The 12,882-nt window shown below is 62.9% G+C and carries 12 protein-coding genes; 1 reads left to right on the forward strand and 11 read right to left on the reverse strand.

The genetic code is table 11. The annotated features are described in order from the left end of the window. Nucleotides 1-120: 120 nt before the first annotated feature. Genes infB through rimP form a run of 4 tightly spaced genes read right to left on the reverse strand, consistent with a single transcriptional unit; the run spans nt 121 to nt 5,658 of the window. Nucleotides 121-2,685, reverse strand: coding sequence for a translation initiation factor IF-2 (gene infB, locus X757_RS145665; RefSeq protein WP_023726861.1), 2,565 nt, complete (start codon nt 2,683-2,685; stop codon nt 121-123). Continuing rightward, nucleotides 2,682-3,332 carry an RNA-binding protein gene (locus X757_RS145660; RefSeq protein WP_023726862.1) on the reverse strand — a complete coding sequence of 217 codons (651 nt, stop codon included), beginning with the start codon at nt 3,330-3,332 and terminating at the stop codon, nt 2,682-2,684. Before X757_RS145660 ends, infB begins: the two co-directional genes overlap by 4 nt. A gap of 38 nt (nt 3,333-3,370) precedes the next feature. After that, nucleotides 3,371-4,966 (reverse strand): transcription termination factor NusA, encoded by a 1,596-nt coding sequence (nusA, locus tag X757_RS145655; protein ID WP_023669555.1) that lies wholly within the window; start codon nt 4,964-4,966, stop codon nt 3,371-3,373. A gap of 47 nt (nt 4,967-5,013) precedes the next feature. Beyond that, on the reverse strand, nt 5,014-5,658 hold the full coding sequence (rimP, locus tag X757_RS145650) for a ribosome maturation factor RimP (protein ID WP_023669554.1): 645 nt from the start codon (nt 5,656-5,658) through the stop codon (nt 5,014-5,016). Between the two features lie 333 nt (nt 5,659-5,991). On the opposite strand from rimP, the gene X757_RS1000000166750 reads away from it, so the two are divergent. Then, nucleotides 5,992-6,156 (forward strand): hypothetical protein, encoded by a 165-nt coding sequence (locus tag X757_RS1000000166750; RefSeq protein WP_023669553.1) that lies wholly within the window; start codon nt 5,992-5,994, stop codon nt 6,154-6,156. 42 nt (nt 6,157-6,198) lie between these two features. Here X757_RS1000000166750 and X757_RS145645 read toward each other — a convergent pair whose 3' ends face one another. From X757_RS145645 to ybeY, 7 genes are all read right to left on the reverse strand, one after another. Beyond that, a complete protein-coding gene (locus tag X757_RS145645) occupies nt 6,199-6,900 on the reverse strand; it encodes a tRNA (guanosine(46)-N(7))-methyltransferase TrmB (protein ID WP_023726863.1) in 702 nt (233 codons plus the stop codon). Nucleotides 6,901-7,038: 138 nt separating this feature from the next. Beyond that, complete coding sequence (gene metK, locus X757_RS145640) at nt 7,039-8,304, reverse strand: methionine adenosyltransferase (RefSeq protein ID WP_023669551.1); 1,266 nt, start codon at nt 8,302-8,304, stop codon at nt 7,039-7,041. A gap of 222 nt (nt 8,305-8,526) precedes the next feature. Continuing rightward, nucleotides 8,527-8,946 (reverse strand): helix-turn-helix domain-containing protein, encoded by a 420-nt coding sequence (locus tag X757_RS145635; RefSeq protein WP_023669550.1) that lies wholly within the window; start codon nt 8,944-8,946, stop codon nt 8,527-8,529. A gap of 137 nt (nt 8,947-9,083) precedes the next feature. Next, on the reverse strand, nt 9,084-10,676 hold the full coding sequence (gene lnt / locus X757_RS145630; protein ID WP_023726864.1) for an apolipoprotein N-acyltransferase: 1,593 nt from the start codon (nt 10,674-10,676) through the stop codon (nt 9,084-9,086). A 77-nt stretch (nt 10,677-10,753) separates the two neighbouring features. Further along, nucleotides 10,754-11,224, reverse strand: coding sequence for a VOC family protein (locus X757_RS145625; RefSeq protein WP_023726865.1), 471 nt, complete (start codon nt 11,222-11,224; stop codon nt 10,754-10,756). Nucleotides 11,225-11,244: 20 nt separating this feature from the next. Continuing rightward, on the reverse strand, nt 11,245-12,339 hold the full coding sequence (locus tag X757_RS145620; protein WP_023726866.1) for a hemolysin family protein: 1,095 nt from the start codon (nt 12,337-12,339) through the stop codon (nt 11,245-11,247). Between the two features lie 28 nt (nt 12,340-12,367). Further along, entirely contained in the window at nt 12,368-12,874 is a 507-nt protein-coding gene (gene ybeY / locus X757_RS145615; RefSeq protein WP_023726867.1) for an rRNA maturation RNase YbeY, read from the reverse strand. Between the last annotated feature and the right edge of the window lie 8 nt (nt 12,875-12,882).

Here is a 12,882-nt window from a genome sequence, read left to right on the forward strand (position 1 = left end):
GCCGCCATGTCTCATATTTGTTCTATGCATGTCGTTTATCCCGCACTTTTGGGCGACAGGCATTAAAGTTAGGGCGGCGGTCTTTCGACCACCGCCCGGTCGTATCGACAGTATACGAACTCAGAGCGTCCGGGTCACCATCTCGACGCGGAAGCACTCGATGATGTCGCCGACGCGCATGTCCTCGTAGTTCTGGAAGGCCATGCCGCACTCCTGGCCGCCCGGAACTTCCGCGACTTCATCCTTGAAGCGCTTGAGGGTCTTCAGCGTACCTTCGTGGATGACGACGTTGTCGCGGATCAGGCGCACGCCCGCTCCACGCTCGACCTTGCCTTCGGTGACACGGCAGCCGGCGATCTTGCCGACCTTGGTGATGTCAAAGATCTCGAGGATCTCGGCATTGCCGATGAAGGTCTCGCGGCGTTCCGGCGACAGCAGGCCGGAAAGTGCTGCCTTCACATCGTCGACGAGGTTGTAGATGATCGAGTAGTAGCGGATTTCGATGCCCGCGGCCGCCGCGGCCGCACGTGCCTGCACGTTGGCACGGACGTTGAAGCCGATGATCGCGGCCCCCGAGGTCTCCGCCAGCGACACGTCGCTTTCGGTGATGGCGCCGGCGCCGGCATGAACGATGCGCGCACGCACCTCGTCGGTGCCAAGCTTGTCGAGAGCGGCGTTGATCGCCTCGATCGAACCCTGCACGTCGCCCTTGATGACCAGCGGGAATTCCTTCAACCCGCTCGTCTGCAGCTGCGACATCATCTGTTCGAGCGAGCCGCGCTGGCCGGCATGGCGAGCCACTGCCTTCTCGCGCGCCAGACGCTGGCGATATTCGGTGATCTCACGGGCGCGGGCCTCGTTGTTGACGACAGCGAAGCGGTCGCCGGCTTGCGGCGTGCCTTGCAGGCCGAGCACCTCGACCGGCATTGCCGGCGGCGCCTCCTTGATCTGCTCGCCATGGTCGTTGACCAGCGCGCGCACCCGGCCCCATTCGTTGCCGGCGACGAGGATGTCGCCCGGCATCAAAGTGCCGGTCTGCACCAGTACGGTGGCGACGGGGCCACGGCCCTTGTCGAGCTGGGCTTCGATGACCACGCCCTCGGCGGTACGGTCCGGATTGGCCTTGAGGTCGAGGATTTCGGCCTGCAGCAGGATCGCCTCGAGCAGCTTGTCGAGGTTGGTGCCCTTGGTCGCCGACACTTCGACGTCCAGCACTTCACCGCCCATCGATTCGACGAACACCTCATGGCGCAGCAGTTCCGACCGCACCTTCTGCGGATCGGCATCATGCTTGTCGATCTTGTTGATCGCCACGATGATCGGAACGCCGGCCGCCTTGGCATGGCTGATCGATTCGATGGTCTGCGGCATGACGCTGTCGTCGGCCGCCACCACCAGGATGGCGATGTCGGTCGCCTGAGCGCCGCGGGCGCGCATCGCCGTGAAGGCGGCGTGACCGGGCGTGTCGATGAAGGTGATCTTCTGACCGTTCTTCTCGACCTGGTAGGCGCCGATATGCTGGGTGATGCCGCCGGCTTCGCCGGAGACGACATTGGCATTGCGGATGGCGTCGAGCAGCGAGGTCTTGCCGTGGTCGACATGGCCCATGATGGTCACGACAGGCGGCCGCGACACCAGGTCCTCGGCATTGTCGGCAATGTTGAACAGGCCTTCCTCGATGTCGGACTCGGCGACGCGGCGGACCGTGTGGCCGAATTCGGTGGCGACCAGCTCGGCCGTGTCGGCGTCGATGATGTCGCCCGGCTTCAGGATCTGGCCCTGCTTCATGAAGTACTTAACCACATCGACAGCGCGCTCGGACATGCGCTGCGCCAGTTCCTGGATGGTGATCGTTTCAGGCAGGATCACTTCGCGCATAACCTTCTCGCGCGGCTCATTATGCATCGCGCGCTTGAATTTTTCCTGGCGGCGACGCATCGACGACAGCGAGCGGGCGCGCGCGTCCTCGTCGGAAAGCGCCGTGTTGAGGGTCAGCTTGCCGCGACGACGGTCTTCCTCGGCCTTGGTCGGCTTGGCCGGGCGCGCCACTTCGGGCGTAACCGGACGGCGTACCGGGGCGCCGGCGGCGGTGCGCTTCGGCTTGACCTCTTCCTCGTCGTCCGATGCCACAAGCTCGGCAGCCTGCGGCGCGCGGCGGCGCGCTTCTTCCTCGGCGCGGCGGCGGGACTCGGCCTCGGTCTGCAGGCGGGCTTCTTCCTCGGCCTGACGGCGCGCGGATTCCTCGCGCTCGCGCTTGCGGCGTTCCTCATCCTCGTTGCGGCGCTTGGCCTCTTCGATGGCGCGTTGGCGGTCCTCGACGTCGCGAACCTTGGAGCCTTCGAGCGCCCTGCGGCGCGCTTCCATTTCATTGCGCGACAGTTCGTTCAGCACCATGCCGCCGCGTTCGGCCGGCGGCGGCGGAGGCGGCGCCTTGGGCGCTTCCTGCACGACGGGGGCTGCCACTACCGCGGGCTTGGGCGTAAATACGGGTGCAGCCACCGGCTCCGGCTTGTCGCCGGGCATGGAGAATTTACGCTTCTTGATCTCGACCTGGACCTGCTTGGTGCGGCCATGCGAGAAATTCTGTCGCACGACGCTCTGCTCGGTACCGGGGCGCTTCAGCGTCAAGGTCTTCTTCGGTGTAACACTCAACGTCTTATCGTCGCCCGATTTCGTATCGCTCATTCCATATCCTCTGCAGCATCATCTTCGTCAGCAACGGCCGCAAGCATTGCCAGATCGTCGGGGGTTCCGCCCCGATATCGGTCGAGCGCAACCATGCGCCTCTCAACCGCCTTGCCCGCGTCTCCCGCGAGAACGGCAGCATGTATCACATTTGTACCCCCCAATGCCAAGCTCAACTCGGCCTCGGAGAAAAGTTTGTAGGCAAGGACTGCCGGCCCGCCGAGGTGGACAGTTGCCCGCCGCGCCTGACTGATCTTGCGCACGCCATCGTCGGATGCCTCGGTCGCGTGGAGCACGAAAAGCGCCGACCCCGAGCGCACCGCGCTCTCGACCTTGGTTGCGCCGAGTGCGATCGAGCCAGCCTTGCGGGCAAGGCCAAGCATACCCAAAGCGGATCGTGCAAGCAGTCCGTCGACCATGCCGCCGAGATCGGGCGGCACGACGACCTGCGCCTTGAAGGCGCGGGCAAACAGGTTCTTCGCCGCCGCCTTGTCGATATGTAGGCGGTCGGCGCTCACCCAACAACCACGGCCGGGCAGATTTCTCTTCAGGTCAGGAACGACGGCCGAATCCGGGCCGACGACGAAACGGATCAGCTCATCCGGCTCGGCTTGCTTGCGCGTGACGATGCAGGTGCGATCGTTCATCTCGTCCGGGGGCGGGTTGTGTGCGATGCGGTTTCACCTCACGCACCAACGGCTTCGTCAGCCGGGACCTGTTCGGCTGCAAGCTCGTCTTCGGTGATCCAGCCGGCCTTGAGGCGGGCTGCCAGAACCATCTGCTCGGCGTCAGCGCGCGACACGCCGTGATTGGCGAGCACACCCGGGAATACCTTGGTCTCGCCGTCCTTGCGTTCCTTCCAGCCGGTCAGGTCGTCGGCGGCATAGCCGGCGAAATCCTCGATCGTCTTCACGCCATCCTCGCCGAGCGTCACCATCATGGCGGTGGTGACGCCAGGGATCTCGCGCAGTTCGTCGGTGACGCCCAGCGCCTTGCGCTTGTCGTCATGCTCGGCTTCGATCTTCTCCAGATATTCGCGGGCGCGGGTCTGGATCTCCGAAGCGGTGTCTTCGTCGAAACCGTCGATCGAGGCGATCTCGCCCGAATCGACATAGGCAACTTCCTCGACGCTGGTGAAGCCTTCGGAGGCCAACACCTGGCCGACCATCTCGTCGACATCAAGGGCTTCCATGAACAGCGACGAGCGTTCGACGAATTCCTTCTGGCGGCGCTCGGACTCCTCGGCCTCGGTCAGGATGTCGATGTCCCAGCCGGTGAGCTGCGAGGCAAGACGCACGTTCTGGCCGCGACGGCCGATGGCCAGCGACAGCTGGTCGTCGGGAACCACCACTTCGATGCGCTCGGCATCCTCGTCGAGCACGACCTTGGCGACTTCCGCCGGCTGCAGCGCGTTGACGATGAAGGAGGCGGCCGAAGGCGACCACGGAATGATGTCGATCTTTTCGCCCTGCAATTCGCCGACCACCGCCTGGACGCGGCTGCCGCGCATACCGACGCAGGCGCCGACCGGATCGATCGACGAGTCACGCGAAATGACGGCGATCTTAGCGCGCGAGCCTGGGTCGCGGGCGACCGACTTGATCTCGATGATGCCGTCATAGATTTCCGGCACTTCCATGGTGAAGAGCTTGGCCATGAACTGCGGATGGGTGCGCGACAGGAATATCTGCGGGCCGCGCTGTTCGCGGCGCACGTCGTAGACATAGGCGCGGACGCGGTCGCCGTACTTGTAGTTTTCACGCGGGATCAGCTCGTCGCGGCGGATAATCGCCTCGCCACGGCCGAGATCGACGATGACGTTGCCATATTCGACGCGCTTGACGGTGCCGTTGACGATCTCGCCGATGCGGTCCTTGTATTCGTCATACTGGCGGTCGCGCTCGGCCTCGCGCACTTTCTGCACGATGACCTGCTTGGCTGACTGGGCGGCGATGCGGCCGAAATCCATTGGCGGCAGCTGTTCGGCGATGAAGTCGCCAAGCTGGGCGTCCGGATTGCGCTCGCGGGCCGAGGAAATGGCGATCTGGGTGGCGTAGTCGTCGACCTTCTCGACCACTTCCATCAGCCGCTGCAGCTTCATCTCGCCGGTGTTGGCGTTGATGTCGGCGCGGATGTTGGTTTCCTGGCCGTAGCGCGAGCGCGCGGCCTTCTGGATTGCATCAGCCATGGCGGCAATGACGATCGACTTGTCGATCGACTTTTCACGCGCCACCGCGTCGGCGATCTGCAGCAGTTCAAGTCTGTTGGCGCTTACAACCATCTTATTTCTCCCGAGCTTGTTGCCGAGCTTTTAGGCCCGGCCGCTCATCATAGTTCCTGTTCGATTTCGTCTTCCGCGCCGCCTTCAGCACCTTCGGGTGCATCATCAGCTTCGCCGCGGCGTTTCTTGGCTTCCTTGCGTTCCCGGTTGTCCTTCGAAAGGGCATCGCGAATAAGGTCGTCGGTGAGGATCAGCCGCACATCGGCGATCGCGTCATAAGGAATGCGAACCGTCGGCTCTTCGCCGTAGGCGGCCTTGTCGCGCTCGAGCAGCATGTCGTCTTCGCCGGCTTCGGCGATCTTGCCCTTGAAGCGCTTGCGGTCGGCGACCGGCACCGAGGTTTCCATCTTCACCAGATGGCCGGTCCAGGTGACGAAATCCGACTTGCGTACCAGCGGCCGGTCGATGCCCGGCGACGACACTTCGAGATGATAGGCCTTCTCGATCGGGTCATCGACGTCGAGCGCCGGCGACACAGCGCGGCTGACCTCTTCGCAATCCTCGACGGTCATGGTGCCGTCCTCGCGTTCGGCCATGATCTGCAGCGTCAGGCCGTTCTGGCCCGACAGATGCACCCGCACGAGGCGGAAGCCAATGCCTCGCAACACCGGCTGAACGATCAGCGCGATGCGCGCATCGATACCGCTTTCGCGGATGATGCGGTCGTCGGCTTCGCTTGCCGTTGCAGTCATGCGGTTCCTGTCGTTCTCTGGATCAGGATGATCGTCGTCCCGAACCATCTATTTGCTGATGGCTGACCGGCAGGTAATAAAAAAGAGCGGGACCGGGTGGACCCACTCTTCGTCATACCGACCAAGAATTTGAGGTTGATATAGACGATCCCGGCCAGTGTTTCAAGTCTGTTGACGGGCCGGGCAGAGTGCAGCCGGCGACGGCTCGCAGGATTGCGCGCGGCGCATGCCGGCTATGCGGTAACGGCCCTGTGATCCCGGATTTCACATCCCTATCTATGTTGCACTGCACAAATCAAAGATGAGCGCGGTGGCGCGCGAAAGGTCAAGACAATGAGCAACCGCACCGTGTTTTCCGCCATAGGCGACGCCTTTGCTCTGTTCGGCAGCGCCGTTGCCGCCTCGCGGGCCGTCGAAGCCGGCCGCAAGCCGCGCGCCAACGATCTGCGCCGGCTTGGCATGGACCCGACCGCTTTCGGCAAGATCGGCCGTTTCTGAAGCCAGACCGGCTGTCGATGCGGGACACTTTCCCGCATCGAACTATTTTCTGATGAAGGTGAGATAGGCCGGCCGTCGGCCCTCGCGAATGGCTTTCGCCTCGTAGCGTGTGCCCGGCCAGCCTTCATAGGGCCGATGCCAGTCGGCCCCACCTTGCGCCTGCCAGAGGAGCGCGCCATGCGCCCGACAGTGCAACAAGGTCCAGTTCACATAGGTGTCGATGTCGGATGCGAAGCGGAATTTTCCGCCCGGCTTCAGCACGCGCGCGAACCGATCGAGGTTGAGCGGGCTGACGAAACGCCGCTTCCAGTGCTTTTTCTTCGGCCAGGGATCGGGGTAGAGCAGATCGATGCCGTCGAGCGACGCCTGCGGCAACCAATCGAGCAGGCGCGTGGCGTCGTCATCATAAACGCGAAGATTGGCAAGCGGCTTTTCCCGCACCGCCATCATCAGCTTGGCCATGCCGTTGACGAACGGCTCGGCACCGATGAAGCCGGTCGCCGGTGCCTCCCTGGCACGGTGCAGCAGATGCTCACCGCCGCCGAAGCCGATTTCCAGCCGAACCGTTGAAACATCCGCTGAGAATAGCGCGCGCAATTCTGCCGGTGCCTGGACGGAGAGGTCGAGGCCATACGCTCCAAGACCGCTTTCCAGCGCCGCGGCCTGCTGCGGGCGAATGGTCTTGCCGTGCCGGCGGCCGAAGAACCCTTCGGTCGCGCGGCTCCGCCTGTCCTGTGGATCCATGGCCTGGTCGCGCGCCGCGCTTAGATTGAGATGAGATTTGGGATTGAGATGAGATTTGGCTGAAATCTCATCTCAATCTAATCCTTTGTTGGAGCATGATCTTTTCCAAAAAACCGGTACCACTTTTTGGAATCATGCCTAAGCAGCGATCGCGTCCTTGAGCGCCTTGGCCAGATCGGTCTTTTCCCAGGAGAAGGACCCGTCTCGGCCGGCCTTGCGGCCGAAATGGCCGTAGGACGAGGTCTTTGCGTAGATCGGCTTGTTGAGGTCGAGATGCCTGCGGATGCCGGATGGCGACAAATCCATCACCGTGCGCAGCGCTTCCTCGAGCTTGGCCTCGTCGACCTTGCCGGTGCCGTGCAGGTCGACATAGACCGACAGCGGCTGGGCAACGCCGATGGCGTAGGACAGCTGGATGGTGCAGCGGTCGGCGAGCTTGGCCGCCACTACATTTTTGGCGAGATAGCGCGCCGCATAGGCGGCGGAGCGGTCGACCTTGGTGGTGTCCTTGCCGGAGAAGGCGCCGCCGCCGTGCGGGGCAGCACCACCGTAGGTGTCGACGATGATCTTGCGGCCGGTCAGGCCGGCGTCGCCGTCCGGTCCACCGATGACGAACTTGCCCGTCGGGTTGATGTACCACATGCAATCGTCGGCGATCTTGAGGTCGCCGAGCGCCTCACGGATGTAAGGCTCAACCACCTTGCGGACCTTCTTGGAATCCCAGGTCGCGTCGAGATGCTGCGTCGACAGCACGATCTGCGTCGCTTCGGCGGCTTTGCCATCGACATAGCGAACGGTGACCTGGCTCTTGGCGTCGGGTCCGAGCTTGCCGGCTTCGCCGTTGTTTTCGTGACGGGCAGCGGCGAGCAGTTCGAGAATCTTGTGGCTGTAATAGATCGGCGCCGGCATCAGGTCCGGGGTCTCGCGGCAGGCATAGCCGAACATGATGCCCTGGTCGCCGGCACCCTCTTCGCCCTGGCGGTCGGCGGCGTTGTCGACTCCCTGGCCGATGTCGGGCGACTGGCCGTGCAGCAGAACCTCGATCTTTGCCGTCTTCCAGTGGAAGCCGGCCTGCTCGTAGCCGATTTCGCGGATCGCCTTGCGGGCGACCGACTTGAACTTGGCCGGGTTGACGACCGAATGCCCGGCGGCGTCCTTGAGGATGTTGCCGGCTTTGTCCCGCTTCAGCAGAGTATCGGGAACCCTTACTTCGCCGGCGATGACGACGCGGTTGGTGGTTGCGAGCGTCTCGCAGGCGACGCGGACTTTCCACGGGTCCATGCCGGTCTTCTTGGCCTCGCGATAGACCAGATCGACGATCTCGTCCGAGATGCGGTCACAGACTTTATCGGGATGACCCTCGGCCACGGATTCCGAGGTGAAGAAGTAGTTCTGCCGCGTCACGGGTGTCCCCTCTTGAAAAAACGATCGGCAGGGCTGCCGATTTTGGCGCGCCACGTGTTAACGGTGCCGGGCGCCGCTCGTCAAGCGGTGCCGCGGTTCTGGCATGAGTGCCGCAGCAATATATCTTGTACCACCGGCGGCTTGGCGCCGCCGGCAGTCGAGCCTCTGGGCTACTCGGGCCCGGGGGATTACTGGGGCCAATGGGTCAATCGACCCACCGAATCACTCGGCATCTTCGGCAGAAAGGGACTTCACAAGGTCGATAATCCGGCGGCGCACCTTCACATCCGCGATCTTGACGAACGCGCGGTTGAGCTGAAGCCCTTCCGGACTGCCGCAGAATTCGACGGCGAAAGCCATCGAAGTGTCCTCGGCAAATCCTCTATTACCCACCGGCTCCTGCCCTGGCGCATCCTCGAAAAAGAAGGCGACAGGCACGCTGAGTATCGAGGCTATTGCCTGCAGACGGCTGGCGCCGACGCGGTTCGTTCCTTTTTCATATTTTTGGATCTGCTGAAACGTAATACCGAGATTTTCACCAAGCTTTTCCTGGCTCATTCCAAGCATATTGCGCCGAAGGCGGACGCGACTTCCGACATGGATGTCGATCGGATTCGGTTTCTTCTTGTTTTCTTCTGTCATTTTTTCCTCGCCGAATTTTTCCGGCCTTTTCTATTTTTCTCGCCCAAACGAAGCCGGAGCCAACTGCCCCAACAGAAACACCAACCGACTTCGAGAAAATTAGGCGGCAACAGTATGAGTTTCTAATGTGTCGACTGTCAATTCACCCGTAGCCGTTGCCTTACGTTCAAGCTGAGGGCGATTGCGGCAAACACCAACATGATCAGCATTCCGTTAATGCGCCGCCCCGCGGCGGAGATGAAGGCTTGGCCGGAGATCGGCACCCGCACGTCGATGGCGCCACGTGCATCGACCGCCAATGCGTCGACGATGCGTCCCCGCGTATCGACAACGGCGGAAATGCCGTTGTTGGCGGCGCGCAACAGCGGCAATCCGTTTTCCACCGCGCGAATCTGAGCCTGCCTGAAATGCTGGTACGGCCCAGGCGTGTCGCCGAACCATGCGTCGTTGGTGACGTTTACAATAAGCTGGGATGACGTTGCGTCAACAGTCACAAGATCAGGAAAGATCACCTCGTAGCAAATAAACGGCAAGGCGCTGATGCCGCCGGGCAGAGCGATCGGATGGCGCTCGTTGCCGGCGGCGAAGTTCATCGGCCCGGCGACGAGCTGTCCGATGCCGAAGCGGCTGAGCAGACCGGAAAACGGCAGATACTCGCCGAACGGCACCAGATGGACCTTGTCGACGGCATCAGCGATTTCGCCCTTGTCATCGATCGCCACCACCGAATTGTAGTAGCGGCTGTCGGCATCCGCCCCGGATCCGCGCTCCTCGCGCACGACGCCGGCAATCAGCATCTGACCAGGCTGCAGCATGTCGCCGAGCGCGGTCAGCGCGTCCGGACGCTCAGTGAACAGGAAGGGTACCGAGGTCTCCGGCCACAGGATCAACTGCGGTTTGCTATTGCCGGGATCGGGCGCTGCGGCCGACAGGCCCATCATCGTGGCGAAGATGCGGTCGCGCACCGAGGCGTCCCATTTTTCGCTGAGGTCGACATCCGGTTGCACGATACGGACATCGAGAGTGCGGGTTGTCGGCTTGTCGGGGGTCGCGAGCCTGACATAGCCGAAGCCAGCATGGGCGGCGACGAGAATGGCAAGCAGGACCACACCGAGACGGACATGCCGGCGTGCTGCAAGCAAGGCCGGCATGGCGAAGACAAATACCGCCAGCGCGTTCATGCCGACCATGCCGGTCACCGACACGCTTTGCATCAACAGCGGCACGGGCATCGCCGCATAACCGACGGCATTCCAGGGAAAGCCGGTGAACAGGAAGCCGCGCAGCCATTCCGTCAGGCCAAAAGCAGAGGCAAGGGCGGCAATGCGGCCAATGTCGTTGGTCCATAACAGCCGCGCGACGACGGTGGCGAAGCCGTAGAAAAATGCCAGCGCCAAAGGAATGCCGACGACCGCGAAGGGTAAGGCCCAGGCGAAACTGTCGGCCTCGACCAGAAGCGCCTCACCGATCCACCACAGGCCGGCGAGGAAATAGCCGAAGCCGAACCACCAGCCGATGGCAAAAGCCGGCCGCAGGCGCCTGAGCCAGCCGTCGGAAGCCTCGCCGGTGACGCCGTCGAGCAGCCAGACCAGCAGTGGAAACGAGACGAAACAGACGGCGAAGAAATCGTAAGGCGCCTGGGCGAGCACCGCCAGCGCCCCGGCAAGAAACGCCACCAGCGCGCGCCGCCAGCCCCAAAGCAGAATTATCCGGCCGGCAAGGCGCTCCATACAGACTTCCCAGGTCGCGCGAATCAGGAGCCAAGATTTATCAGATTTATTGAAACGCGAACCGGCCGATCGCTGCGCTATCGGTGCCATCCCTCGATGGTGAGCCCGCTCAGGTGCTCGGCCTCCTCGCGCGGCACCGTGCGCAAGGTCTGGGTGAAGGTCCAGACATGCCCTTCGGGGTCGCGCGCCCGATACTGCCGTTCGCCGTAGAAATGGTCGGCAGGCTCCTCGACGATTTGGGCTCCAGCCGCCATTGCCCGCCCACAATGCACGTCCAGGCCGTCTTTCAGACGCACACAGACCGACTGAGTGTTCTTGCCGGCGACGCTTACCGGACTGGCAATATGATCGGCCCATTCGGAATCGACGATGATGTAGCCGTCGCCAAAGCGCATTTCGGCATGGACCAGCCGTCCGTCGGCGTCGCTGACCACCATGCTCGGCTCGAAGCCGAAGGCCGTTTCGAGCCATTTCAATGCGGCTCGCGGGTCCTTGTAGAAGACACCCGAGCCAAAGGTTGAGTGCTTGAAGGGATCGTCGATCGTCATCGGCCGGGCAACGTTCTGTCCTAGGCCTGCTCGGTGCGGGGGGCGGTCACGCGGCGGCGACGCTCGCCCTTCTGGTTCTGGACGATGCGCACCCGCTTGACGCGGCGCGGATCGGCGTCGAGCACGTGGAATTCGAAGCCGGGGATGGCTTGCACAACCTCACCACGCGCGGGCACGCGACCGAGCGTGTTGAAAATCATGCCGCCGATCGTGTCGACATATTCACCATGCTCACCAGCGGTAAAGTCCTCGCCGATCATCTTGGCGACCTCGTCGATCTCGGCCTTGCCGTCGACGACGAACACGCCCTCGCCGGTCTGGGTGATCAGCGGCTCGTCCTCGTCATGCTCGTCCTCGATATCGCCGACGACCATCTCGACGATGTCTTCCAGCGAGGCGAGACCATCGGTGCCGCCATATTCGTCGATGACCAGCGCCATCTGGGTTCGCGTCGTCTGCATATGGCCCATCAGGTCGGAGGCAAGCATTGAGGGCGGCACGAACAGCACCGGGCGGATCAGATTGAGGTCGCCGATGGTGCGGCCGAGATCGACCTGGGCGAGGTCGAGAAGCGTCGTTGCCGGCGTCTTCCTGGATGTTCTGCCCTTCTTGACCCGGGCGACCTTGGTGATGTGGGCCAGCACGTCGCGGATGTGAACCATGCCGCGCGGATCGTCGAGCGTCTCGGAATAGACCGGCATGCGGGAATGGCCGGACTGCTCGAACAGACCGAGCAGATCGCCCAACGTCGTGGTGATCTCGACGGCCTCAATATCGGCGCGCGGCACCATGACGTCCTCGACGCGTACCTCGCGCAGGCGCAATATGTTGTTGAGCATGGCGCGTTCGCCAGGCGAGAAAGACCCGGCATCGCTGGTCGTTTCGGCAAGCGCGCCGGCGATTTCCTCGCGCAGACTGGTGCCGTTCCGCTGCTTGAAAAGGCCCAAGACGCGGTCGAACAGGGACGGACCGGCAGGCGATGGCTCGCTGGCAATGCTACCAGAAGCGGGGCTGCCGGAACTGGGACTCGGACTCGATCCCTCTTCCGTCGTATCGGAAGGCTTTGTCGCACTGCCAGCCTCGGGGCGGGCGGCAGTTTCTGGTTTGTCGTTCATCGTCGTCCGGTCAATTGGTCTTTTGTCATTACGTGTAGGGATCGGGAATGGCAAGCCTTGCGAGCGCTGAGCGCTCGATGGCTTCCATCTCCTCGGCCTCTGCATCGGTCTCGTGATCGTAGCCCAGCAAATGCAGCAGGCCGTGGATGACGAGATGGGTGATATGGTTCTCGAAGGGCTTGTCTTCCAGGGCTGCTTCGCGCGCCACCGTCTCGGCGGCCAGCACGATGTCACCCAGCATGGGCGGCAGCTTGCCACCCCTGGGGAACGGAAAAGCCGGGAAAGACAAGACGTTGGTCGCCTTGTCCTTGTCGCGCCAGCCGGCATTGAGGGTACGGATATGGGCATCGTTGGAAAAGACGATGCTGAGTTCGGAAGGACCGGCAGCAGCGGTTTCGGCAAAGGCAGCCGACACGGCGCGATCGACCAGACGCGTCAGCGCCGCCTCATCGGGCCAGTCGCCGGCCTCGACCGACATATCGATCTCGACGGGAACCGAACTGTCCCCGCCGCCAGGTCTTATGTCTTCAGGCATGAGCCCGC

This window comes from Mesorhizobium sp. LSHC412B00, assembly GCF_000503035.1.
GTDB lineage: Bacteria > Pseudomonadota > Alphaproteobacteria > Rhizobiales > Rhizobiaceae > Mesorhizobium.